The sequence below is a fragment of the Roseibium album genome, assembly GCF_001404515.1.
GTDB lineage: Bacteria > Pseudomonadota > Alphaproteobacteria > Rhizobiales > Stappiaceae > Roseibium > Roseibium album.
The window spans coordinates 25,690-50,516 of record NZ_CXWE01000004.1 but is presented as its reverse complement, the minus strand read 5'-3'; the positions used below and the strand labels follow the sequence as shown (position 1 = coordinate 50,516).

Below are 24,827 nucleotides of genomic sequence, written 5' to 3'. Positions count from 1 at the left end.
TGTGTAAATGGATTGCCGAAAAAGCACTTTGAAAAATAGTTTTTTGTTAGAGTTAATCAATCGTTAATTCAAGCCTATTCGTTTTTACAAGTATTATATTTTTTGCTTGATAATACAATTGTAAAAATCAGAAACAAAAATCTGAAATTTTTGTTAAGATCCTGATATATACTTTCGACTTCTGAGCCTGTCGAAAAATAGTATTCCGAATACTCCTTGTATGTTTTTCCTGAGCGCCGATCGCAATTGAAAGTGCACTGACAGCAGGTCACCTCAACAGCAGATGTAAAATTCGCTGATTGAGATAGTGCGGATTAATTTCTCGTAATGGTTGTTTTTGCAGTGCAAAATCGCCTTGACAGTTATTGTGCAGTGCATTACGAGAATGCCCATAGGTAACGTGATGCGCGTGCCGACTGCCAACAAGGGCCTTTGATGCAGGCCTTGCGCGCCGGTTCGCTGAAAGAGGTCAGTGAAATGATGAACAATTTTGAAGAAATGCAAAAGCTGAGCAAGGACAACATGGATATCGCCATGGCATCCTTTGGTTCGATGAGCAAGGGCTTTCAGGCGATCGCAGCTGAAGTAGCAGATTACCAGAAGAAGTCCTTCGAGGAAGGCACCGCAGCCGTTGAAAAGCTTGTTGCGTCCAAGTCCCTGGACAAGGCGTTTGAAGCGCAGGCTGACTATGTCAAAACCTCGTACGAAGGTTTTGTCGGCGAAATGACCAAGATCAGTGAAATGGTTACCGACATGTCTAAAGATGCCTACAAGCCTTACGAAGGCGTGCTTGGCAAAATGGGCAAGTAAGCCTCCCTGCTTTTTCGCCACCTGGCGGATTACGTTTCAAACCCGGCTCGATCGAGCCGGGTTTTCTTTTGTTTGTCGAGATATACCCACATTTTGCCGATTGGGCCGGAACGAAATCGCGTTCACGTGGATTTGCATATCGTTCCCACCTTTTAATCGTTTTTCAGACACCTACATTCCCGATTAACGGTGACGCTTCTGTCGGAAACAGGAGGTTCACCCGAATCTTGATGAAATCGACCATTGCGCGAGCGCGGCTTGCGCGGCAGGATTACCGGTGTAGAAAAAGATATTCGCGGAGTTGAAATCTGCGGATTGAAGAAGCCGGACCGGTTTGCATGTGCGCTCCGGCCCGGGAAATGAAAACCGGTGTTTTCCGGAATGAGAGAAGCGATAGGTAAGGCAATGTCGGCGGGTTCAGATCAAGACAATGACGGTGGTGACGCCGGAACTGTTGTCGCTACCCGAACCAAAACGGTTACCAAGCGGCCCAACCTCTATCGTGTGCTGTTGTTGAATGATGACTACACTCCCATGGAGTTTGTCATCCATGTAGTGGAGAGCTTTTTCCAGAAGAACAGGGAAGAAGCGACCCGTATCATGCTTCATGTTCATCATCATGGTGTCGGCGAATGTGGGATTTTTTCCTATGAAGTCGCAGAGACCAAGGTAACCCAGGTGATGGATTTCGCACGCAAGCATCAGCACCCTCTGCAATGCGTCATGGAAAAAAAGTGAGGACCAACGCACGTGCCTTCCTTCTCGCGCAGTTTAGAAAAAGCCCTTCACCAGGCGCTGGCTTTCGCCAACGAACGGCAACAGGAATACGCTACGCTTGAGCATCTGCTGCTGGCGTTGCTCGACGATCAGGACGCAGCTGCCGTCATGCGGGCCTGTAATGTGGATCTGGATACGATCCGACGCAATCTGCTTGAATATATCGAGACCGAACTCGACAATCTGGTGACAGATAGTGATGAGGACTCAAAGCCGACGGCTGGTTTCCAGCGCGTCATTCAGCGGGCGGTCATCCATGTCCAGTCTTCCGGCAGGGAAGAGGTCACCGGCGCCAACGTGCTGGTCGCAATTTTTGCCGAGCGCGAAAGCCACGCTGCCTATTTCCTGCAGGATCAGGACATGACCCGCTACGACGCGGTCAACTACATCTCTCATGGCATCGCCAAACGTCCCGGAATGTCCGACGCCCGTCCTGTCGAAGGTGCGGAGGAAGAGGACATTCTTCCAGGCTCTGAAGGGGAAAAGAAGCCCAGCCAGAAGACAGATGCGCTTGAGGCATATTGCGTCAATCTCAACGAAAAGGCCGTCAACGGAAAAATCGATCCCCTGATCGGCCGTGAGAGCGAAATTCAACGTACGATCCAGATTCTTTGCCGCCGGGCGAAGAACAATCCGCTTTTTGTCGGTGATCCGGGCGTTGGTAAAACCGCGATTGCTGAAGGGTTGGCGCACCGTATCGTCAACGAGGATGTGCCTGACGTCCTGATGGACGCGACCATCTTCTCGCTGGACATGGGGTCTCTTCTCGCCGGTACGCGCTACCGGGGCGATTTTGAAGAACGCCTGAAGCAGGTGGTCAAGGAAATCGAGGACTATCCGGGTGCGGTGATGTTCATCGACGAGATCCATACCGTGATCGGTGCCGGTGCCACGTCGGGCGGCGCAATGGACGCGTCGAACCTGCTCAAACCTGCGCTTGCTTCTGGCGCGATCCGGTGTATCGGCTCCACAACCTATAAGGAATACCGCCAGTTCTTCGAAAAAGATCGTGCGCTTGTCCGCCGATTCCAGAAGATTGATGTGAACGAGCCTTCGATCCCCGATGCAATTGATATCCTAAAGGGGCTGAAGCCCTATTTCGAGGACTTCCACAAGGTACGGTACACCAACGATGCCATCAAGACGGCAGTGGAATTGTCGGCAAAGTACATTTCAGACAGGAAGCTGCCTGACAAGGCGATCGATGTCCTGGACGAAACCGGCGCGTCGCAGATGCTCGTTCCAGAAGCCCGACGCCGGAAAACAATCGGCGTGAAGGAAATCGAGAACACCATTGCCACGATGGCCCGCATTCCGCCGAAATCCGTTTCAAAGGACGATGCAGAGGTTCTGGAAAACCTTGGAAAGGACCTCAAGAGGGTTGTCTATGGTCAGGACGCGGCGATCGAAACGCTGGCCTCGGCAATCAAACTCGCACGCGCAGGATTGCGCGAGCCGGACAAGCCGATCGGCAGTTATCTGTTCTCCGGTCCGACCGGTGTCGGCAAGACGGAAGTGGCGCGGCAACTGGCGTCGTCGCTCGGCGTGGAACTGATCCGTTTCGATATGTCTGAATATATGGAACGGCACACGGTTTCACGTTTGATCGGAGCCCCTCCCGGCTATGTCGGGTTCGATCAGGGCGGCCTGTTGACCGACGGGGTCGACCAGCATCCGCATTGTGTCCTGTTGCTCGACGAAATCGAAAAGGCCCATCCGGACCTCTTCAACATCCTGCTGCAGGTGATGGATCACGGCAAGCTGACCGATCACAACGGAAAGCAGGTCGATTTCCGCAATGTGATCCTGATCATGACCACGAATGCGGGCGCTTCAGACATGGCTAAGATGCCTGTCGGCTTCAACCGCGTAAAGCGGGAAGGGGACGACACGGAAGCGATCAACAAACTGTTCACGCCGGAATTCCGCAACCGTCTCGATGCGATCATTCCGTTCGGTAACCTGCCGATGGAAGTTGTCTACAAGGTGGTCGAGAAGTTCGTCATGCAGCTTGAAGTGCAGCTTGCGGACCGCAATGTCACGTTCGAACTGACAGACGATGCGGTGAAATGGCTGGCGACCAAAGGGTACGATGACCGAATGGGGGCCCGCCCACTCGGCCGGATTATCCAGGAACACATAAAACGGCCGCTTGCCGACGAAGTTCTCTTCGGCAAATTGAAAAAGGGCGGCATGGTCAAGGTGTCGGTTTCCGAGGATGGCAAGGGCCTGCTGCTGGAAAGCATTGAAGAGCGGGCAAATCCGCCCAAACCGAAAGCCAAGACGGAAACCAAGCCAAAACCGAAACGGCGCCGGAAGCCGGTTTCAAAGACATCGGCGGCCAAACAGACAAAGTCCTCCGGCGGAAACAAGGGCGGCTCGTCGAAAAAGAGCCTCGTGCCAAAAGTGCCTTTGGCAGACTGAACAAGGCAACGCGATTGCAACGAAAGACCCCGGAGGTGATCCGGGGTCTTTTGTTTTGACACAAACGGTCCTTTCACTTCTTTCACCACTTCCATTCGACAAATTTGTTGGTCGACTGTTCCAGGATTTCCTAACTTGGGACAAAGCCGAACAGGAGTTGAACATGTCCGATACAAAAGTTGCCCTGATTACAGCGGGCGGGTCCGGAATGGGTGCCGACGCTGCGCGACGCCTTGCCTCTGATGGCATGAAAGTCGCAATCCTGTCATCGTCGGGAAAGGGCGAGGCGCTTGCCAAGGAGCTTGGCGGATTCGGATACACAGGCTCCAATCTTGAGCCGGGAAACTTAAAGTCGTTTGTTGAAAAATCCCTGGAAACTTTTGGCCAAATTGATGTTCTTGTAAATTCTGCGGGTCATGGTCCCAAGGGTGACATCCTGGAAATTTCCGACGAGGACTGGCATCGGGGAATGGACTACTACCTGATGAATGTCATACGTCCGAGCCGGATCGTTGCCCCGATCATGGCGGAGCAGGGAGGCGGGACGATACTCAACATCTCCACCTTTGCCACTTTCGAGCCCGACCCGATGTTTCCGACTTCCGGTGTGTTCCGTGCCGGACTTGCCAGCTTCACGAAACTCTTTTCCGACAAGTTCGCGGCGCAGAACGTGCGGATGAACAACATCCTTCCCGGTTTCATCGACAGTCTTCCGGAAAAGGACGACCGGCGCGAGCGTATCCCGATGGGCCGTTATGGCCGGTCCGATGAAGTCTCCGGTTTGATTTCCTATCTGGCCAGCGATGAGGCGGCCTACATAACGGGTCAGAATATCCGTATCGATGGAGGACTGACGCGGTCGGTCTGATACTGACCGACCGCCGTCAGTATAGCGAGGTACTCAGCGTGCGTGGGGGGATAAGCCGTTTGCCCTGGGCGTAGTCGAGTTGGGCGCGCAGCCACAGAAGACTGTTGAGAAAGGAATCTCTTGAAAGACTGTCAGGACGGGTTTTCATGCCGTCTGTGACCTTGATGTAGTTTCGGCAGAGAGAACGCTCGGTTTCTTTCCCGTCCGGGGTTATCGGGCACCATCTGTTCTGGTCGAAAGGAACACCCCATGCAAAACCGCGCTTGAAACATGTCAGGGCAAGATATCTCGGTTCGATCAGTGTTTCGCCTTCCGGTCCTTTCATGCCCCAGCGTCCGTTTTTCTCGAATCTTTGAAGCACCTTCCCACAAATGAGGATCTTCTCTCGCTCTGACTGCGTCGGCTCTTCTTCATAAACGTCGATTTCGTTGTTCCCGGCATCGATCCAGAATGTGCGGTTGTCTTGCCTAACCCGATATATCCGCGGGATCTGCCCAATGTCGTTTTCTTTGGCAGCGACTGGCTTTTTAACGCGTTCCTCAGCGATGGAATCGTAGACTGGCAGAATTATGAAATCACCCGCCTTGTTGATGACGCCCTTTTTGCCGTTCAGCGAAACCAACGCTGTCTCCTCACCAAAGTAGACGTCGTTGTCGAACCAGCCCGTGGGTGGGAAAACCTGGCCATCCTGGGTAATGACCTTGTACTGATCCTTGCCAAATCTGAGCGACAAGTGTTTCTCGCAAACCCGGTGGTTTGATGGTCGGAGATAGCTTGTTGCCTGTCCGGTCACCAAAGGCTTCGGGATTTTCGGGTGCGAAATGGCAAGAAATCCGTGTTGTTCGAACAATTTCAATCCGCCCGGGCAGGTCTGGTGAACAAATCCGTGTCGCTCGTCGGTCACGAGTTCGCCGTCCGGGGTGACGCTGTGCCACCGGTTTCCCTCTAGGACGCGCGGAAGCCGGCCGTCCATAGGAATTGAAACCCTGTCGAAGTAACGTCCGGCAAGAAGATTTCCGTCACGCGAAGCGAGGCCGTACCTGTTTTCCTCTCCTGGCTTGCGTACCGATGCATATTGACCATTCCAACCTGCAATACCACCGAATTTCAGCGGGAAAACCAGTTCTCCGGTTTCGTCCACGGCTCCAAACAGGGCGGGTTCGCCATCCCTGACCGGGAACCCCCGCACGACGGCAAGACCGTTCGATAGCTGTGAAACCGAACGGTAGCGCGGCGTGATCTGCCATGTCCCATCGGTACGCAGCAATCCGAATTTGGCGTCTTTGAGCTCGTTTTCAGAAGCCCAGATTGGGCCCCTGGAGGATTCGTCAAATTTCTCGACATAGTATCGTTTGTCTGAAATCCATCCTTTTTCAATATGGTAGAGGCCGAAGCCGTCGGTGTATTCCTGATGTAGGGTCGGTCCCCAGTCAATCTCGTGGGCCATGTCGACATTGGGCATCCGGGGCGTATCGGTGGCGAGAAGAGTGTCGCTTGTGAAGCGGTAGACGCGCCCGAACCGGGGTTCGACTACAAATTTCCCGTTACGGTCGATTAGCCCGGCCAGTTTGCCGATGAAAACTTCCGCAAGGCCGGCATCGAATCGGCCGGCAAGGTCGTAGCGCGGAGCAATCACCACTCTGCCGGTGCGGTCGATGTATCCATATTTTCCGTCAATCTTGACGGCGGCAAGCCCGTCTTGAAACACTCCGACATCCTGATACGTGTAGGGAATTCTTAGCTTTTCAGATTGCTGTTCGATATAGCCACAAAGATCGAAAGTTCCTCCGCAACTTGGAACCAACACCGGTTCCTTCGCCTTCGCACCGCTCACAGCTGCCAGAAACGCCGCGACATACATGACCTGAAACAATAAATTTCTTGCCACTTTGAAACCCTCTGGACACCACTCAGTTCTTTCAATTTAGTGTGGTGATTTTGGCAAAATGCGGGCAGGGGTTGTGTGTCCATGATGCCATTGTTGTAAATGGCTAAACGTCCACTGGCGGTGCGGAATTCTTGCTTGCGACTGGCCGGGTCTGGACACGTTGCGTTGAAAAAGATAAGGCTACCTTACTTTCTGATATTCGAGTCCATTTCCAATGACTGTTCCTGAGGGAACCGAGCAATCGAATTTGCCTGACGAGCCGCCGAGAACCGGCAGGCAATGGTTTCTGCTGGGCGCACGGGCGGCGATCTCGATACCGGCATTGATCCTGACGGCCGCTTTTGTCGGCTATGCGGGGCTCGCGCGCGAAACAGGGCTGACACTTCCTGAAACCCTGGCGATGACGGGTCTCATCTGGGCATTGCCGTCCATCGTTGTTCTTACCGGCGCGCTCTCTTCGGGCATGGGCCTCATTCCCGCTTCCATAGCTGTTGCGCTGGCGTCGGTGCGTCTCATGCCGATGACGATGGCGCTCATGCCGATGGTGAAGGTGCCGGGAAAGACAAAAACCTGGCATCTTCTCATCGCCTCGCATTTTGTTGCGGTGACTGCCTGGGTGTTTGCCATGCGCAATCTGCCGGACCTCCCACGTGAGGCGCGCTTGCCGTATTTCACCGGCTTCGGTGCATCGGTAACGTCGTTCGTGTTCTGCATGACAGGAATTGCCTACATGGCAGTGGAACGAATGCCGGATGTGGTGGCAGGAGCACTGGTGCTGCTCACACCTGTTTACTTCCTGTGCTCGCTGTGGGGCGCGGCGCGACTGAACGTCGACAAGATCGCGATGGTTGTCGGGCTGGCGCTCGGACCGGTCTTTTTCCTCTACCTGCCTGGCCTGGACCTGTTATGGACAGGTTTGGTAGGCGGCACGGCAACTTACCTCGGCATGAGAGTGCTGCGTGGAGGGCGTTCATGACGGAAGGCCTGATACGCGAGACCTGGTGGTGGCCCTATGTCATGATACTGGTCGCGGGCTGGCTGGCAACCGATGTCTGGCGCTGGATCGGCGTTTTCGCCAGCGGCAGACTCCGGGAAGACAGTGAACTGTTGATCTGGGTGCGCTGCGTTGCAACGGCGCTTGTTGCCGGACTCATCTCCAAGTTGATCCTGTTTCCGCAAGGCATTTTGAGCGAGACGCCGATGTGGCTGCGTATTGCAGCGACATGTGTCGGATTCTCTGCGTTTTTAATCTCCCGCCAAAAAGTCGTTGTCGGCGTTCTGGCCGCAGAAGCCTTTTTGATCGGTGGCTGGTGGCTGCTTGATAGGGTAGTCTGGTAACCAGCAGACACTCCCGAAATCAGGTGATTGCAATGGCGGATCAAGTAGAACTCTTTTACGCTCCTCAAACCCGAGCGACCGGCGTTCGTGTTCTGCTGGAAGAGCTGGGTGCTCCCTACACGCTGAACGTGTTGAACTTCAAACTTGGAGAGAACCGGCAGTCCGGCTTTCTGGCTGTCAATCCGGCAGGCAAGGTGCCGACGGTAAGGTTTGGAGAGGCCGTTATCACCGAACAGGTTGCCATCTACATTTACCTCGCTGACCTGTTTCCCGAAAAGGGCCTCACGCCGGCTCTCGATGATCCGCGCCGCGGACCATATTTGCGGTGGTTCGTCTACATGGCGTCGTGCTTCGAGCCTGCGCTGGTTGATCGTGCGTTGAAACGGGAAGAACCGCCACGGCCAATGTCACCCTATGGAAGTTTCGACACGGTCATCGAGAATATGAGAGCGCAGATCGCAAAAGGCCCTTATGTACTTGGTGACAGGCTGACGGCACTCGATGTTCTTTGGGCGATGGGTCTCAGATGGGGCATCATGTTCGGCATTGTGCCTGAATTGGATGAATTCAAGAGATATACGGCCCGGTACTTTGAAAGACCGGCGGTCGTCAAGGTTCTCCAGGAAGACCAGAATCTGGCAAGGGAACAGGAGGAAGCAGCCATAGCTGCGGGAATAACCTGAGGCTGGAGACTGACTTCACGTATGCTGCAGCCGAAGAGGTTTGGCGGTAACCACCCATGACCTCAGAATATGAGGCAGGATCGCCTGGACTGTTTCATGGTTCTCTTGTTCCGGGTCGACTGCCAACGAGGACCCGTCGTCCGATATCTCACCGGTTTCAAGGCACGAAAAATAGAGTTTGCACCAGGCACCGTAGGCTGTTCGCAAAATGAATTTCTCCGGGACCATCAGTTCGATGGTGACATATTCGGACCTGGACAATTCGTGATCCGACAAAAGGGCCTCGGCAAGAAGGTCAAGTTCCTTGGGTTCAGCTTCATATGCCCAAACCGGAGGGGTGTCCGTCCGCGTCAGCTCCATTTGTCTCAGTTGACGGACGACGAATTCATAGGCGATGCGGTGGTTTCCCCGGATCCCGGTGCCTTCCCAGGTGGGAACGTAACGCCCTTCAGAATCAAACAGATCCAGGACGCAGGATTTTTGAAAGGTGAAGAGCCTTGCGCACCTTGTCCGGGATGCAACGTATGGACTACCGCGCGGCGAGCGCTTTGCGAATTTTTTCCGCATGGCCTGCCAGAAGGTCGTTGTCTGCCATTTCACCAGTATGGGGCTTTAACGAGATGCCTTCAAACCTGGGAATGACGTGCACGTGGGTGTGAAACACGACCTGTCCACCAGCTGGTTCAGAAAACTGCTGGATGGTCGTACCGTCGGCTCCGAACGCCTTGATAACGGTATGCGCCATTTTCTGGACAGTCGCCATAACGGCGTTCAGATCATCCGTCTCGATGTCCAGAATGTTGCGGGAAGGTGCCTTTGGGATCACTAGAATGTGCCCGTCTCCGCGCGGCATGATGTCCATGATCACCAAGGTCTTGTCGTCTTCATAGATTTTGTGGCTCGGCAATTCACCACGCAGGATTTTGGCGAAAACGTTCTGGTCGTCATATTTAGCAGCGGACATTTATGGAAATTCCAGTTGAAATTCGACGGGCTCTGTGGTGCAGATTCCTTGCGCGGAGACTAATCGCAGAGGCCAGGACTGAGCAAGGGAAATCACCGTCCCGGTTCGCCTGACGCCCGGTCACAATTGCGAACGGCTCCGCGGTGTTGCCCGTGATACCGCAATCAATGCACTGCCAAGTTCGGCAAGGCGCACCCTGTCGGGTTTGTAGAACATCCAGTTTCCGAACTTCTTGCCGGTGACCAGCCCGGCATCGGCAAGTTTTTTCATGTGTGAACTGACCGTTGGCTGGGACAAGCCGATCTTGTCGGTGATGAACCCGACGCAAACACCGTCCTCGACGAGATCGCCATCGCGTTGCTCTGGAAAGTGCGGGCGTGGATCCAGAAGCCAAAGCAGGATCTGCAGTCTGATCGGGCTTGCGAGAGCTGACATCAGGGAGGAACTTGACTTCGCATCTATATTGATATTCATCTATATAGAAACTCCTCGATATAGATGGATGAACCAGCATGCAAAGTAGCTCTCTTGAACGTCTTGCGGAAGCCTTTTCCAGCGGCGCCGAACGAGGCGCGTCTTACCTCAGGCAAATCGGGAAGCGACAGGTCAACGCGGATACATCCAGACTGTCTGACCTTGACCCCGGTTTGCCGGAAACGGGACTAGGCGAAATGGCGGTCCTCGACCTCATGGAAACGATCGGCGGTGAGGGGACGGTTGCGTCGACTGCCGGGCGATATTTCGGTTACGTCATCGGCGGGACCCTGCCGGCGGCTTCCGGCGCGCGCGTCATGCTGTCAGCCTGGGATCAGGTGGCAGATCAACTGACGGGGCCGTCGGTTCTAGAGATGGAAAACATTGCGCTTTCCTGGATCGCCGATCTCCTGCAGTTGCCGGCTGAAACTTCCGGTGCCTTCACCACCGGAGCAACGATGGCAAATCTAACGCTTCTGGTGACGGCACGGGATACGCTCTTGAGCCGCCAGGGGCACTATCGAGGCATGGGCCTTCTGGGCGCACCTGTTCTCAGGATTGTTGCGAGCTCGGAGATCCATGCGACCGTCCTGAAATCGGTTCGGATGGCAGGCATGGCCACCGATACGATCGAGTGGGTCGATGTCGATGACCAGGGCCGCCTGAAGCTATGTGACCTGCCGGAACTTGATGACACAACGATTGTGCTCGCCCAGGCAGGGAATGTTTGCACGGGTTCCGTCGATCCGCTCAAGGGTCTGGGTACAAGATGCCAGGAAGCTGGCGCCTGGCTTCACGTTGATGGTGCATTCGGTCTCTGGGCACGGCTTCTGGAGCCTTTGCGGCATACGTATGACGGTCTCGAGCTTGCCGACAGTTGGGTTGTCGACGCACACAAGACGCTGAACACACCTTATGACGCGGGAATTGCGCTTTGCAGGCATCCACATGAGATGGAGGCCTCTATGGCAATAGGAGCAGGATATCTGCCGGCGACGCATCCAGGCCCGTCCGACCGGGCACCCGAATTCAGCAGGTCTGCGCGCGGCGCGGAAACCTGGGCCGCGCTTTTGTCCCTTGGACGCAGCGGTGTGTGTGAAATGGTGACCCGGTTTCACGATCATGCGGTCAGAATCTCTGAAGATCTTAAGACACTGGGTTTTGAGGTTCCGCACAGCGTTCATTTCAATCAGGTGTTCGCAACGCTTCCAGGAAATGAAGACGCGTGCTCCGATATTGCCACCCACGTTCAGAATTCTGGTGAAGCCTGGTTCGGCCCTGCCGTTTGGCAGGGGAAAAAGGGCTTTCGGATAAGTGTATCGAACTGGACCACGGCCGATGAAGATGTCGACCGGCTGATTTCCGCAATCGCGAGCGCGAAGGACGCGGTTCTGGTTTCATAGGGACGATCGCGGACTTCAAGGCCGTACGCGACGGAAACGACGTTACAGGGATGCATCCCGCGGTTCGCGCGGGATGCGGAGTACGGCGAGATCAGGCGGCTTGTTCGGCGGAACGTCTTTCAGATACCAGTTTGTTGACGCCTGAAAAGTCGATTTTGCCTGACCCGAGGACGGGCACATTCTGCACCACCTGGACTTCTGCCGGGATCATCAGATCCTGCGCGCCGCGTTTTTTTGCAGCTTGCAGAAAATCCGATCGCGTTGCAGTTGGGCACTCGGTGATCAAAATGAGCTTCTCCCCCTTGCGTGGGTCCTTGACTGCTGCGACCGCTGACAGATGGTCGGGCCAGACCTGCCCAGCGATTGCCTCGACGGCTGCCAGCGAAACCATCTCGCCGCCAATCTTGGCAAAGCGCTTTGCACGGCCCTTGATCGTGATGTAGCCATCTTCATCTATTTCAACGATGTCTCCCGTATCGTGCCAGCCATCGACCAGCGGTTCAACGACGCCCGGATTGTCCGACTTGAGATATCCGACCATGATATTGGGCCCTGCCACAAATAGCCGACCACCGGTTTCCACACCCGGCACGGGTTCAAGGCGTGCGGACATACCCGGCATCAGTTTGCCGACCGTACCCGGCTTGTTGAACATGGGGGTGTTGATCGCGATGACCGGTGCGGTTTCCGTGACTCCATAGCCTTCCAGAACGCGGAGACCGAACTTTTCCATGTAGGTCTGTCGTGTCGAGGGTTTGACTGGTTCAGCGCCGGCGAAACAATAGCGAAGCGACCGAAAATCGTAGGCATGGGCGACCCGGGCATACCCATTCAGGAATGTGTCGGTGCCAAACAGGATCGTTGCGTTGGAACTGTAGATCAGCTCCGGAATGATCCGGTAGTGCAAAGGCGATGGATAGAGAAAGGTCGGTACACCTGAAATCAGGGGCAGAATTGTTCCCGCCGTCAGGCCGAAGGAGTGAAACATCGGCAGGACATTGAAGACCTTGTCAGACGGAGAGAAATCAATCCGTGCAGCTGCCTGATTGGCATTGGCCAGAATGTTCCTGTGTGTCAGCACGACGCCTTTCGGCGTTCCCTCCGAACCGGAGGTGAACAGGATAATGGCGGTATCGTTGCCGGTCCGGCTGACGAGGGGACGTTTGCGCATGCTCAAGCCCCTCAATTTGTCCAGAAGGCTGATTTCCTTGCGTACTTCGTCAAGCCAGATGAACCTGACATGAGGCTCCAGGCCTTCGACCAGTGCCTCAAGCTTGGCCTGGCGAATGAACGTGCGCGAGGAGAGTATAATTTTGACCTTTGCCGTTCGGCAGGCGGACAGCACGTTTTCCAGGCCGGCGGTGAAATTGATCATCGCCGGTACCTTGCCCGCGGACATCGTAGCCAGAACGGTGACCGCGGATCCATTGGCATTCGGCAACATGACCCCGAGGGTTTCCTTATTGGCTGCCAAAGCCAGGATCTTGCGACCAAGGACGGAAATGCCTGTCAACAATTTGCCATAGCTCAACTTGCCGGACAGGGGATCTTCAAGAGCGAGTTCAGAATATCCGCGTTCCTTTGCGGTTTTGAAGACCTCGTCCAGTATGGTCTTGTCGTCGGCGCGGCTGGTTTCGAACATCAGGTCGGACATGATCTGGTAGAGTTCGCTTCCTGCCGCGGCGCGGCGCTTCCGGCCTTTCAGGTCTTCCGGCAACTCCAGGCGTTTCGGTTCCATGATGGTAACTCTCACTTTCGGAAACAGTCGTTTGCGGATCTGGTTCGGGTTCAGATAGGAAAAGGGTGTTTTTTCGAGGCCGTCGATGCGGATCGGAACGATCATGGCCCCGGTCTTGTCGGCTACCATGGCAGCGCCGTCATAAACCTTCATCAGCGATCCGGTGACTGTAAGCCTGCCCTCTGGAAAGATCACCATCGGTTCACCGGACTTCACCACCTTGATCAGCGACCGTGTTGCCATGGGTTTTGCCGGGTTGATCGGAAGGGCATTTGCCAGTTTCAGGAACGGACGAACCCACCAGCGCTGGGCGATTTCGTAATCGACTGCAAAGGTCGGGGTCTTGTCAGCCAATGTCAGCGCAAGGCCGGCGTCCAGGAGGGACACGTGGTTCAACGCCAGAATTGGGGCTTCACCGGCTTTTTCAAGGTTCTCAATGCCTTTGATCTCGACCCTGAATATTGCGCGGTAGAGGATCGAAACCGCGTCTCGCAGCGGATTTGTCGGCAGAACTTTCATCATGATAATGGCTGCCATCGCGTTCAGAAGGCCAAGACATGCCATGATTGCCGGTATGGACACGCCGAATTTTTGTGCTCCGGCGAGTGCAAGACCACCAAGGGTCATCAAGGCTGCCCCAAGGGCGTTCGTTCCTGCTATGCGGCGCGCTCGTGTCTCCGGCGTGGCCCAGGTCTGCAGGGCGGTGAAGGTCGGGACGACCAGCAGAGCGCCCGAGATTGCCAGCCCGGCCATATCGATCGTCAGACGAAACACACCGTCGCTCTTGAGGAATGCTGACAGGTTTGCCGGAGATCCGGTTGCCGAGAGGGTCGAAAGGGTCCAGGCACTGTCGAAACAGAAGACAGCAAGCAAAACCGTTCCAAAAGCGGCCGGCAGCAGCACCACGCGCCCCGCGGACAGCCAGGCGGCCAGCGCGGAACCTATGCCGATGGAGACGGCAAAGACCGTCAGGAAAAAGGTAACGGCTGTTTCGTTCCCGCCAAGGACATCCTTGACCATCAGCGGCAGCAACGCGAGTACCGTTGCACCGATCAGCCAGAACCAGGCATTCATCAGGGCTACGCGGAACAGGCGTTTGTCCGTTGCGAGGTTGGCAAGGATGCGCCAGGTCGACGTCGCGATATTCCAGTCGATCTTCAGGTCCGGAGCGGCGGCAGGGGCGGATGGAATCCTGCGGCTTGTCGCATAGCAGGCTAAGGCCAGCACAAGCATGACCGGAGCAAAGGCAGCAGCGGGAGCACCGGAGCTGAAGATCATGCCGGCCGAAATTGTTCCTCCCAGGATCGCCAGAAAGGTTCCGGTTTCAACCCAGGCATTTGCCCGTGGCAAATCCGAGTTTGCGAGGTGTTCCGGCAACAGACCGTACTTGACGGGACTGAATATCGCCGACATCGCACCGAACAGAAAAAGTGCGGCGAAAAGCAACGGGAGGGATGAAAGCAGCATTCCAGCTGCTGCCAGGAGTGCCCCGGCGATTTCAATACCCTTTGAGAGCCTGGCTATTCGAGACTTGTCGAACTTGTCTGCAAGCTCACCGCCAATTGCCGACAGGAAAAGGAATGGCGCAATAAAAATCGCACCGGTGAGAGCAATCAGCGCGCCCGTGTTACCTGTTTGAGCACCGGTTGACGTGACCTGAAACAGCACCAGAAATACCAGTGTGTTTTTCAGGAAGTTGTCGTTGAAAGCGGACAGGAACTGGGTCCAGAACAGCGGTGCGAACCGCTTTGAAGTCATCAATGGCTTGCTCAAGGTCACCTCCATCCGGGTGGTTGCTGGCAACCACCCGCGGAAAACAGTTGGAAATCAGGATTGCTCGGGACTGTTGATGTCCAAAAGCAGCTTTTCTGTCTTGGCATCTTCAATGCGGTGGTGAAGTTTCTCGGACTCGTCCCGGTCGCGCAGCGTCTTGGTGAGCGTGATCGAGGTGTGCACCAGCATGATCGCGGCCATGGTGTAAAAGCCCTTGGCCGAAAAACTGGCTTCCAGATTGTAAATCCCGAGGGCCATCATGACCGCGGCTATGCCAAAGCTGACCCAGGTGAAGATGATCCAGTTCTGGGAGTGTTTTGCGAGTGCGTCCTGCATGGGATTGTCCTTTCTCATTTGTCAGTTTCGATCAGGAGGGGGAGTTCGGCTTTCAACCGGCCAAGAACATCGTTTGCCCGGATGCGGACCGGATCGCCGCAATCGGCATCGGCGAGTTTCTCGATCAACACTTCGGGTCTTTCTGCGGGCGAGAGCTCCGCGAAAGCCCGGTCTGCCAACTGGTCGCGCTCCTGCTCTTGCAGAATGTCGTCCAGCTGGTGCTCGGCCCTGACAAGAGCGGACTGGCCTGCAACGGCGCCGAGTGACTGGGCCTTTTGGATCTGCTGTCGGACTTCTGCGGTTCGTTCGCCGCGCTTGAGCGCGCGCAGCCTGCCCTGAGCCCGGTGCAACTGGTCCGTCAGGGTCAAGAGATCCTCGTCGAATTTGAGGATGGCGGCCTCTAGGGCTGCCTTTTCATCTTCCAGTACCGCAATGGCTTCGGCAGCTTCGCGTGCAAGTGTTTCGACACCCTTGAGAAGTGCGTTCCGTGCCCGGTTTTCCAGATCCTCGATGGATACTGAAATCTGCCTGAGGCGGTTGCGATCCTGGTGCTGTTCTGCCTTGGCTCTGGCCAAGGCAGTCTGTGCAGCCCTGAGGGAAGTTGCAGCGTCACGCACGTTCCAGCCAAGCGAGGTTATCGATGATTGCTGTCTGCCGGTCTGGGCACTTGTTTCAAACAATGCCTTCAGTTGAGATATGAGTGGTTCGAACATCTTTCCTCCATAAAAATGAACAATGTTCACTATTTGACAAAGCCACATCAAGTGCGCTAGGTCAAGAAAAAAATGAACTGAGTTCACTTTTAAGTACGAGGATTGGTTAATGCCGGGAATTCAAAGAGCCAAAAGCGAGGAAACCCAGCGAAGGGTCCTTGAAGCTGCGATAAGGGCCGTCGAGGCGGGTGGAATGGAAGCCGTGCAAATCCGCAGGATTGCCGCCGAAGCAGGATATTCGGTCGGATCGGTATACAAGCACTACGAAGATCAGGATGCCCTGATCGCGGCTGTTGATACCGTCACGCTGGAGCGTATCAAAACCGACATGTCAAATGCGATCGAGGGTATCGAGGATCCGATAAACCAGCTGAAAACGCTGGCGCGCACTTATCTGGAATTCGCTCGCCGGCATCGAAACTTGTGGGTGACGCTGTTCACGCATCATTTGCCCGATGGCCGCCCAGTGCCTGAAAGCCACATCCAGGGGACGGTCGATCTTCTGACTTTTGTGGCTGTTCCGCTGAAGAAACTCAATCCCGACCTTACTGAAGACCTGCTGGCTGCACGCACCCGAACCTGTTTTTCAGCGCTCCACGGGCTTGTGTCCATCAGTCTTGAAGAACGGTTCGTCGGCCTGCCGGGCGACGAGATGGATCGGGAAATGATGTTCCTGGTTGAGAGGCTGGCGGCGAAGTAGCAAGCCCAAATCAGGCTGGAGTGATCTTTTCTCAGGTTCCGCAAAATGTTTTGTATGGACCGAATTCAACAGGTGCCGGGCCGGAATATGCATCCATGCCAGGTTGTTCGGTGAAAGGTGTGGCAAGTACGTCCATTAGTTGCCGTGCGGGTTCATAGTTTCCGGTTTCGGCTGCCTCGAGGGCTTCTTCGACCTTGTGGTTTCGGGCGATGTAGACCGGGTTGACCCTGTTCATTGCGTCGCGTGTCTTGTCTGACGTTGTCGTTTCCCTTTGCAATCGGTCCTTCCAGCGCTTCAGCCAAACATTAATGCCTTCCTGCTCTTCAAACTGCTTGCGAAGTGCCTTCTCGTCACCGGTCGCTGCATCTGCCAGGTTTCGAAACAACTGCGTGTAATCCACTTTTTGTGCCTGCATCTGGCTCAGCAGGTCCTCGGTCAGCGGCAGGTCGTCACTTTGGACTGTCTCAAGGCCGATTTTCCTGCGCATGCCGGCAAGCCATGCCGTCTTGTACAGATCCGGGAAACGTCCGAGTTCCTCGCTGACGCGCTCCACCGCCTTGTCGATATCATCCGGATCGATCAGGGTCAGAATGGCTTCAGCCAGGCGCGCCAGGTTCCATTGAGCTATTACCGGTTGCCGGCCGAAAGCATAGCGACCGCCATGATCGATTGAACTGAAGACCGCCGCAGGATCATAGGTGTCGAGGAATGCGCATGGACCGTAATCGATCGTCTCCCCGGATATCGTTGTATTGTCAGTATTCATGACGCCATGGATGAAGCCAACCAGCACCCAGTGTGCGATCAGCCTGGCCTGCCGTTCCATCACCCGGGAGAAAAGTTTCAGGTAACGGTCGTCTTCGTTTTCGAGGTCAGGGTCATGGCGCGCAATTGCGTAGTCAGCGAGCTGTCGAACCTTGGAGGTTTCGCCACGTGCAGCGAAAAACTGAAACGTGCCAACGCGAAGATGACTGCTTGCAATCCGTGTCAGGACAGCGCCAGGCTTGGGACCTTCCCGGTAGATCGTTTCACCAGTCGTGACAGCGGCAAGGGCACGCGTTGTGGGGATGCCGAGGGCGTGCATGGCTTCACCCATGATGTATTCCCGCAAGACGGGCCCTATGACTGCCTTACCGTCTCCGCCGCGGCTGAAGGGTGTCGGGCCCGATCCCTTCAACTGGATGTCGCGACGCTTCCCAGCCCTGTCGATGATTTCTCCGACGAGGAGTGCACGGCCATCGCCCAGCTGCGGCGAAAAGCCTCCGAACTGATGTCCCGCGTAAACCTGTGCCAGGGGAGATGCGCCATCCGGACACTTCAATCCCGCAAAAATCGCCGCGCCATCCGGCGTTTCAAGCGCCGCACCGTCCAGCCCGAGTTCTTCTGCAAGCTTCCTGTTGAAGAGCACCAGCTTGGGTGCTGGAACCTTTGCACCCTCCCACGCAACATAGAAACCCGGAAGGTCACGTGCGTAGGAATTGTCGAACTGGAAGAGTGGTGCATTGACGGTCATGAATTCTGTCCTGGTGTTCACCTGAGGTGCTCAAGTCGTTACCTAGCAAAATATAAGGAGCTGTGTCCGAATTTCCCCCTCGGTGTGCACATCACGTCTGCATCGATCGTTTGTATATCGCCTCGGCATATTCAGGGACAGTGACCGTCGTCCTTCTTTGTGAATCCTGGATGCAAAGGAATGATGCTGACAGAAATCTTTTAATTTACTGAAAAACATGAATTTTTTGGAGTTGAGTTGTAAAAAACCCGCGACTTGGTTGTATTCTTGCTTGCGCCTAACTTTAAATGGCACTCAAAATATTGTATAATTTCAAGTGCTCAACCCAGGGTATTTTTAGGTGTTGCATTTTCTGATTTTTTTATAACTCAAGATTTGGATTCCAGTCATGAAATCGGTGTTCCAGTCCCAGCTTGAAGAATTGCAGACAGTCGAGGAACTTCTCGACAACGAGAAGTACATTGTTGCGGAAACGCCATTCACGGCGAGCGAGGGGCTGGAAGGCGCCAGCCCGGAGACAATCGGCTCGGCCTCGCTCGAAGAAGCGGTCGATCGTATCAGGACGGGAAAAGCAGATCTTGGCGCCCCGACCTATACCGAAGCGATTGTCATGCGCACCGGCTTTCCGTCGTTGCTCGTGCAGAACGGCACTTTTGAAGATCCGAAACTCGATCACTGGAAAAAGGTACTTCTACCCAGACGTGACCTGATCAACAACGCCATTGCCAATGTCGGGCGTGTCGATCTGGTGAATGATCCCAATGCCAAGTGGATCGGCACCGGCTGGCGGGTGAATGAAGACACATTTGTCACCAACAGGCATGTTGCGGAGTATTTTTCACGCCGAATCCGGGGTGGTTGGGACGTGGCGCCGGGCATCAAGGTCTACATGGACCTGAAGGAAGAACACCAGTCCGACGAGCAATTGGAATTGCTGGTTTCATCGATATTGCACATTGAACCGACTGGTCTTCCCGATGTCGCGATCATGCGCGTGAAAAGTTCTGCGTTGAGCGGCATGGCCGACCCGATATCCTTGCAACTGGATGGACAAAGACCCGAAACCATCGGCGTGATCGGGTATCCCGCGAAAGCGGTTCGCGACAATCCCGTGGACGCGATGGATCGCTATTTTGGCGACATTTACAATGTGAAGCGATTTGCACCCGGGCGGATCATGGATGAAGACCATTCGTCTTCGGTGTTCACCCACAACGCAACCACACTCGGCGGAAACTCCGGTTCGGTCATCATTGATGTCGAGACCGGCTGTGCTGCCGGTCTTCACTTCGCAGGCAGTGCGCTCACGCAGAACTACGCAGTGAAAATCGGTACGGTTGCCGATGTACTGCGCCGCAGATCAGTCTACTTCACGACCTGTTCCGAGATGGATGGTTCCGGCGGAAATTCCGGTTCAGGCAAAGGCGGTGGGTCCAGTTCGGAAGATGCCGGACGTTTTGGAGACCGAGAGGGGTATCAGCCGGACTTTCTTGGACGCGGTTCATTGCGTGTACCGCTGCCGGAGCTGAACAGCATGCAAATGCGCAAACTTGCGCGTACAGATGCAGGTGAAAGCGAGCTGAAATACAGGCATTTTTCAGTCGTCATGAATGGAGAGCGACAACTGGCGTTCTATGCCGCTGCAAATATTGATGGAAACGAACTGCGCAGGCCGCGGCGCATCAAGTCATTCAAGCTCGATCCTCGCCTTGCAGAAGGCAAACAGGCGGGAGAAGATCTCTATTTCGACAATGACCTGGACCGCGGTCATCTCATAAGGAGGCTCGATCCCTGTTGGGGAACAAAATCCCAAGCCGACGAGGCCAACCGGGACTCCATGTTCTTTCCCAATATCGCTCCGCAACACAAGAAACTTAACCAGAAAATCTGGCTTCGTTTGGAAGAACACATTCTTGACCGGGTGGATGAGGTCGATGCGAAGATATCCGTTTTCGTCGGGTGTTTGTTTGACGATGGCGACCCGGTTCAAAAACCGAGCGGCGTCAAGGTTCCCATGGGTTTCTGGAAAGTTGTCGCATCGATAGGTCGTTCACAAAGGGGCCGATCCAGCCGGCGCGTTCTGCAGGCCCAGGCATTTTTGTTGTTCCAGGGACATCTTGTAAAACCTGGAGACCTGGAGCTCGTCTTCGGACAGGGGTTCGAAGAACACCAGGTCACGATTGAAGAACTTGAGCGGTTAACCGGACTTGATTTCGGTTCCTTGCGAGATGCCGACACATTCGCGGTGACCCAGGAAATGCGCGTTGAGCACAAGGAACGTCTGGAAACGACGACCGGCCTCATCACCGATACCTCGGATCACATCAAACCGCTGGGTTCCGTCGAAGACGTGATCTGACAGGTTTTCCGGAGGGAAACTAACTTGAGCGCCGCAAAGTCAAGTCTCCTGTTTCGCGGAGAACGTTTGCTGACCACCAGCGCGGACGTCGGAGACGTACGAGACTACGTATACCAGCCCGCGTTGTCCGGATTGGCGCGCCAGGTCGATCCGCGCTCGGGTAACTCGCTCTGGTGGAGCAGTGGCCGCATCCGCGATCAGGGTGACGCGGGAAGTTGTACCGCACACGCACTGGCAGGCATTATCGATCACCTACGTGTGCGCGATCGTATGCTCGACAAATCCGCGAAAACGAAGCTGGGCAAGGGAGACAGAAAACCCTGGGCTTCAGCAAACATGCTGTACAACATTGCGCGATTTCACGACAGATTTCCTGGTGAGAATTATGAAGGATCGTCGATCCGCGGGGCTTTGAAAGCATTCTATTTCAATGGCGCATGCGCGGACACGGTCGCCAAGGGACTATCGGGGCGCGAATGGCACATGACCAGGGAAATCCTGGAAAGTGCGCGCAAGGTTCAGCTGGGTGCCTACTATCGCGTCCGACCAAGACTGCCGGATGTACATGCAGCCCTTTGCGAGGCAGGACTGGTCCTTGCTTCCGCCGACATCCACGAAGGATGGTCAACCAAAACCGCTGACATCGGTCTTCCCAAAACGAAGTCCGAGAAGTTGGGTCGGCATGCCTTTATCCTTGTAGGATATACGGAACGCGGATTTCTCGTGCAGAATTCGTGGGGCGCCAATTGGGGCGAAGACGGGGTGGCACTCTGGAATTACGAAGACTGGGCGTCCAGTGTCGTCGACATGTGGGTTCTCAGGCTCGCAGTTCCGATCGCCAGTCACTCTGCTATTGGCAGCGCTCAGGCCGCCGTATCACGCGGAGCGCAGCTGGGGCAGGGCGCATTCGACCATGCATCCATTGACCCTGTCTCACCGCCCACCCGCTTCGACGTCCTCGGCCATATCGCGTCGACTTCACGCGGAAAGCTTGATCGCTTCGGTCCATACCATATCGATATGGCAACGTTGAAAGAGACAGTCAGGATCCTCGCTGAAAGCTCCAAATACAAACACATCCTGATTCATTTCATGGGGCTGCAGCGGCACGAAAACGCGACGATGTCGGCGCTCCGTGATGCAGTTCCCGTGTTCAAGAAGAACGGGGTTTATCCGTTTTTTGTCACCGTCGAAAACGATTTGTGTGTTGCGGTACACGATATGGTGGAAGCAGAAGTGGGACGCGCGAACAAGCTCATCGGCCTGGGCGAGAGCCCTGAAAAAGATCGTCACATCGAGGGACAGTTGTCTGGCGCCGCGCTTCGAATTGTCGAGGAAATCCGGCGTAGCTCGATGTCTGTCGTCTATAAAAGCGAAAAGAACACGCTCGGCGAAGGCTTGCAAATCCTCAATGATCTGTTCAGCGCGCTTGAGCCCCGGTATCGCCAGGGTGAGATTTCATACCATATGTCCGCGCACGGGTTCGGTTCGTTGTTGCTGGCCGAATTGTTCAGACAGACGGATTATTGGAGCCGGCAGCCGATCTTTTCCTCACTCAGCCTGTTTTCACCCATGCTACCTGAAGAGCTTTTCCGCAAAAGCTTCGTTGAGCGACTGTATCACCCGCGTGATCTGCCGGTCAGCCGCAAAGCGCGTGGCTCAGATGTCGGGATTGAAAAGGTCGATCTCTATCTCCAGAGTGAAGATGCGATGCGAGAAGATCGGCCTTTTCCAGGATACGGTGGCAACTGGCCATTGCTTTGGGGGCGCGTGCTCGCGATGGCTGAAAGGCGCGCAAACGGGGGGTATTCGGGACTCGAGACCGGCGGGACTTACCGGTGCGAAAACCGTGAACAGGCTCGTTTGCTCGCACTTGGTGCGCCCGCAACAAATTTGTCCGGTGAGCCAGGCGTAGAACTCAAGAAGCTGTTCGGACCTCACCGGGATTTCGATCTGCGCACTGAATTGCTTGATGCGCTGTTGGACCGCATTCTGAATGGTGTCACTACGCTCCCTTTCGAAACAGCCTATCCCGACAGGGAAAGCCTGTTGAAGATTTGACGATTGGTTCCACGACATCACGAATGGCGGATACGTAGACGGTCTTGATCGCGGACAGCCCTGGACGATGCCGAATGGAGCCGGATGAGGCGCTGGAATGAGCCGATGCTGTCTGTTGACTTGCATCCATGTTTACAAGGGAAATAATAAATATCGATTTTTTCCAAAAAAGTAAGATCTGACTTCGTCATTGTGGCGTAACGCTTCTGTAATCAATCGACACTTGGAGTAGATGTCATGAAAAAGAGCCTTTCGGCCCTTGTTGGAGCAGTGTGTCTTTTTGCCAGCCAAGCAAATGCGAATACGATTGTTGAAATCGCCGCGGGCGATGAGCGTTTCACCACGCTTGTTGCCGCCGTTCAGGCAGCCGGGCTTCAGGACGCTCTCCAGGGGCCAGGTCCGTTTACTGTGTTTGCTCCGGTAAATGATGCCTTCGCGGCGCTTCCTGAAGGCACCGTGGAAACATTGCTGAAACCGGAGAACAAGGACCAGCTCACAAATGTGCTTCTCTATCACGTTGATGATCGCAAGTTGACGTCCAACCAAATCCCGGTTGGATCCAACTATTTCAAGCCGCTTTTGACAAACGAACGCACGTGCATCACCCGATCAGGCAAGGCGGTTGATATTGCCGACGGAACCGGCTCGACCGCAAACGTCATCATCGCGGATATCCAGGCGGACAACGGCGTGATCCATGTGATCGACAAGGTCCTGATCCCTGGCGACCGTCCGGATTGTCACTGACATAGCTGCTGAACCGGCGGGCGACCCGGTTTGTCGGCCGGCTTCATCACAGGTTTCCTTCCAACCCGTCGGTCATTCCGGCGGGTTTTCATATTTGCCAGTTTTGCGCAATCGAACAGGCTGTCGCAAATCAGCACTTGGCAGTTTGCATGAATCGACCGACAAATCTGGAAAAACCGGGAGCAAATACATGCGAGCCATTACATATGACCGTTTCGGCAATGCCGCCGAGGTATTGCAGCTGGAGGCGCTTCCGGTTCCCGAGGCTGCTGATGGCGAAGTGCTCGTCCGCTTGCATGCGTCGGGGGCCAACCCGTCCGATGTTCGTGCTCGCGCAGGCGGCCGCCCGGGTGTAACCAAGCCGCCTTTCCCGAAGATCACGCCCCATAGCGATGGCTCGGGCGTGATCGAGGCCGTTGGTGTCGGCGTTCCCGAAAGCCGGATCGGGGAACGGGTCTGGATCTGGAATGGTCAATGGCAGCGGGCCTTTGGCACGGCTGCCGACTACATCGCGCTTCCGGCAGATCAGGCTGTGGCGCTGCCAGACCATGTTTCCTTCGAAGAAGGTGCCGTCCTCGGTATTCCGGGGATAACAGCCTGCCACGCGGTTCTCGGAGGCGGGACGGTTGCCGGTCGGAAGGTACTTGTGAGTGGCGGAGCAGGGACAGTCGGGCGACTTGCCATTCAGGTTGCGGTTGCTTCGGGAGCACAGGTACTTTCAACGGCGCGAGGCGAAAAGGGAATACAGGCGGCAAGAGATGCCGGTGCAGACGCGGTTTTCGATTATTCCGCCGAGAACCTGTCTGACCAGATCCTGGAAGTCACCGAAGGTCGCCCGATTGACCGTATCGTTGAAGTTGAATTCGGCAAAAACATCGAGATGAACACAAAGATCATTGCCGAGAGAGGAACCATTGCCGCAATCGGTTCGGCGAAAGACATGACACCCGTGCTGCCGTTCTATCCGTTGATGTTCAAGGCTGTGACCATCGATCTGGTCCTTGTCTATATTTTGTCAGAGGCAGAGCGCGCGGCAGCTATCGGGAACCTTACGGAGCTACTGGACCGCAAGGTGCTCGATTTCCAGATATCGCACGTTCTTCCGCTGGAAGACTGCGCAAGGGCGCATGAGATCATTGCATCAGGGAACAGGTCGGGTTCCGTCATTCTCAAAACCTCATGACCAGAGGTTCCGTCAGTGACCTTTTGGCGGAATTGTTTCGTTGTTCTGTTCGCGGCATGCTGCACAATGAAGAAA

Annotated in this window: 21 protein-coding genes; 13 read left to right on the top strand and 8 right to left on the bottom strand. The window is 55.1% G+C overall.

From position 1 onward, the window contains the following. Positions 1 to 477 precede the first annotated feature (477 nt). The 4 genes from LA5095_RS13365 (at position 478) to LA5095_RS13350 (ending at position 4,879) form a co-directional block, all read left to right on the top strand. A complete protein-coding gene (locus LA5095_RS13365) occupies positions 478 to 810 on the top strand; it encodes a phasin family protein (RefSeq protein ID WP_055116807.1) in 333 nt (110 codons plus the stop codon). A 405-nt stretch (positions 811 to 1,215) separates the two neighbouring features. Continuing rightward, positions 1,216 to 1,548, top strand: coding sequence for an ATP-dependent Clp protease adapter ClpS (gene clpS / locus LA5095_RS13360; RefSeq protein ID WP_029061852.1), 333 nt, complete (start codon positions 1,216 to 1,218; stop codon positions 1,546 to 1,548). Positions 1,549 to 1,560: 12 nt separating this feature from the next. Beyond that, positions 1,561 to 4,011, top strand: coding sequence for an ATP-dependent Clp protease ATP-binding subunit ClpA (gene clpA / locus LA5095_RS13355; protein ID WP_055115794.1), 2,451 nt, complete (start codon positions 1,561 to 1,563; stop codon positions 4,009 to 4,011). 163 nt (positions 4,012 to 4,174) lie between these two features. Further along, positions 4,175 to 4,879 carry an SDR family oxidoreductase gene (locus tag LA5095_RS13350; protein ID WP_055116805.1) on the top strand — a complete coding sequence of 235 codons (705 nt, stop codon included), beginning with the start codon at positions 4,175 to 4,177 and terminating at the stop codon, positions 4,877 to 4,879. A 16-nt stretch (positions 4,880 to 4,895) separates the two neighbouring features. On the opposite strand, the gene LA5095_RS13345 is transcribed toward LA5095_RS13350, so the two are convergent. Continuing rightward, positions 4,896 to 6,767 carry a WG repeat-containing protein gene (locus tag LA5095_RS13345; protein WP_144435981.1) on the bottom strand — a complete coding sequence of 624 codons (1,872 nt, stop codon included), beginning with the start codon at positions 6,765 to 6,767 and terminating at the stop codon, positions 4,896 to 4,898. A gap of 214 nt (positions 6,768 to 6,981) precedes the next feature. Here LA5095_RS13345 and LA5095_RS13340 point away from each other — a divergent pair, with 214 nt between their 5' ends. The 3 genes from LA5095_RS13340 to LA5095_RS13330 are packed head-to-tail and all read left to right on the top strand — an operon-like array spanning position 6,982 to position 8,788. Then, complete coding sequence (locus tag LA5095_RS13340; protein WP_055115790.1) at positions 6,982 to 7,743, top strand: AzlC family ABC transporter permease; 762 nt, start codon at positions 6,982 to 6,984, stop codon at positions 7,741 to 7,743. Next, entirely contained in the window at positions 7,740 to 8,105 is a 366-nt protein-coding gene (locus LA5095_RS13335) for an AzlD domain-containing protein (protein ID WP_055115788.1), read from the top strand. The genes LA5095_RS13340 and LA5095_RS13335 overlap by 4 nt, the downstream gene beginning before the upstream one ends. A gap of 32 nt (positions 8,106 to 8,137) precedes the next feature. After that, positions 8,138 to 8,788, top strand: a complete 651-nt coding sequence (locus LA5095_RS13330; protein ID WP_055115786.1) for a glutathione S-transferase family protein — start codon at positions 8,138 to 8,140, stop codon at positions 8,786 to 8,788. 15 nt (positions 8,789 to 8,803) lie between these two features. Here LA5095_RS13330 and LA5095_RS32370 read toward each other — a convergent pair whose 3' ends face one another. The 3 genes from LA5095_RS32370 to LA5095_RS13315 form a co-directional block, all read right to left on the bottom strand. Beyond that, positions 8,804 to 9,148 (bottom strand): hypothetical protein, encoded by a 345-nt coding sequence (locus LA5095_RS32370; protein ID WP_144435980.1) that lies wholly within the window; start codon positions 9,146 to 9,148, stop codon positions 8,804 to 8,806. Between the two features lie 169 nt (positions 9,149 to 9,317). After that, the gene (locus tag LA5095_RS13320; protein WP_055115782.1) at positions 9,318 to 9,752 is read right to left on the bottom strand and encodes an HIT family protein; all 435 of its coding nucleotides are present in this window, start codon (positions 9,750 to 9,752) and stop codon (positions 9,318 to 9,320) included. Positions 9,753 to 9,872: 120 nt separating this feature from the next. Further along, entirely contained in the window at positions 9,873 to 10,226 is a 354-nt protein-coding gene (locus LA5095_RS13315) for an ArsR/SmtB family transcription factor (RefSeq protein WP_055115780.1), read from the bottom strand. Positions 10,227 to 10,264: 38 nt separating this feature from the next. Here LA5095_RS13315 and LA5095_RS13310 point away from each other — a divergent pair, with 38 nt between their 5' ends. Further along, complete coding sequence (locus LA5095_RS13310) at positions 10,265 to 11,629, top strand: pyridoxal phosphate-dependent decarboxylase family protein (RefSeq protein ID WP_055115778.1); 1,365 nt, start codon at positions 10,265 to 10,267, stop codon at positions 11,627 to 11,629. A gap of 91 nt (positions 11,630 to 11,720) precedes the next feature. Here the strand turns inward: LA5095_RS13310 and LA5095_RS13305 are convergent, their stop codons facing one another. The 3 genes from LA5095_RS13305 to LA5095_RS13295 all read right to left on the bottom strand — a co-directional run bounded on the left by LA5095_RS13305 (position 11,721) and on the right by LA5095_RS13295 (position 16,189). After that, on the bottom strand, positions 11,721 to 15,125 hold the full coding sequence (locus LA5095_RS13305; RefSeq protein ID WP_055116803.1) for an acyl-[ACP]--phospholipid O-acyltransferase: 3,405 nt from the start codon (positions 15,123 to 15,125) through the stop codon (positions 11,721 to 11,723). A 69-nt stretch (positions 15,126 to 15,194) separates the two neighbouring features. Next, entirely contained in the window at positions 15,195 to 15,476 is a 282-nt protein-coding gene (locus LA5095_RS13300) for a YiaA/YiaB family inner membrane protein (protein ID WP_055116801.1), read from the bottom strand. A 14-nt stretch (positions 15,477 to 15,490) separates the two neighbouring features. Next, complete coding sequence (locus LA5095_RS13295) at positions 15,491 to 16,189, bottom strand: PspA/IM30 family protein (protein WP_158510374.1); 699 nt, start codon at positions 16,187 to 16,189, stop codon at positions 15,491 to 15,493. Positions 16,190 to 16,298: 109 nt separating this feature from the next. On the opposite strand from LA5095_RS13295, the gene LA5095_RS13290 reads away from it, so the two are divergent. Continuing rightward, on the top strand, positions 16,299 to 16,889 hold the full coding sequence (locus tag LA5095_RS13290; RefSeq protein WP_055115774.1) for a TetR/AcrR family transcriptional regulator: 591 nt from the start codon (positions 16,299 to 16,301) through the stop codon (positions 16,887 to 16,889). A gap of 31 nt (positions 16,890 to 16,920) precedes the next feature. On the opposite strand, the gene LA5095_RS13285 is transcribed toward LA5095_RS13290, so the two are convergent. After that, the gene (locus tag LA5095_RS13285) at positions 16,921 to 18,402 is read right to left on the bottom strand and encodes a protein adenylyltransferase SelO (protein WP_055116798.1); all 1,482 of its coding nucleotides are present in this window, start codon (positions 18,400 to 18,402) and stop codon (positions 16,921 to 16,923) included. Between the two features lie 388 nt (positions 18,403 to 18,790). Between LA5095_RS13285 and LA5095_RS13280 the strand changes: the two genes are divergently transcribed. The 4 genes from LA5095_RS13280 to LA5095_RS13265 all read left to right on the top strand — a co-directional run bounded on the left by LA5095_RS13280 (position 18,791) and on the right by LA5095_RS13265 (position 24,752). Continuing rightward, positions 18,791 to 20,761 carry a DNA/RNA non-specific endonuclease gene (locus LA5095_RS13280; RefSeq protein ID WP_055115772.1) on the top strand — a complete coding sequence of 657 codons (1,971 nt, stop codon included), beginning with the start codon at positions 18,791 to 18,793 and terminating at the stop codon, positions 20,759 to 20,761. A 24-nt stretch (positions 20,762 to 20,785) separates the two neighbouring features. Beyond that, positions 20,786 to 22,822: a C1 family peptidase gene (locus LA5095_RS13275; protein WP_055115770.1), complete on the top strand. Its 2,037-nt coding sequence runs from the start codon at positions 20,786 to 20,788 to the stop codon at positions 22,820 to 22,822. A 237-nt stretch (positions 22,823 to 23,059) separates the two neighbouring features. Continuing rightward, positions 23,060 to 23,569: a fasciclin domain-containing protein gene (locus LA5095_RS13270; RefSeq protein WP_055115768.1), complete on the top strand. Its 510-nt coding sequence runs from the start codon at positions 23,060 to 23,062 to the stop codon at positions 23,567 to 23,569. A gap of 190 nt (positions 23,570 to 23,759) precedes the next feature. After that, complete coding sequence (locus LA5095_RS13265; RefSeq protein ID WP_055116796.1) at positions 23,760 to 24,752, top strand: NADPH:quinone reductase; 993 nt, start codon at positions 23,760 to 23,762, stop codon at positions 24,750 to 24,752. Positions 24,753 to 24,827: the final 75 nt, after the last annotated feature.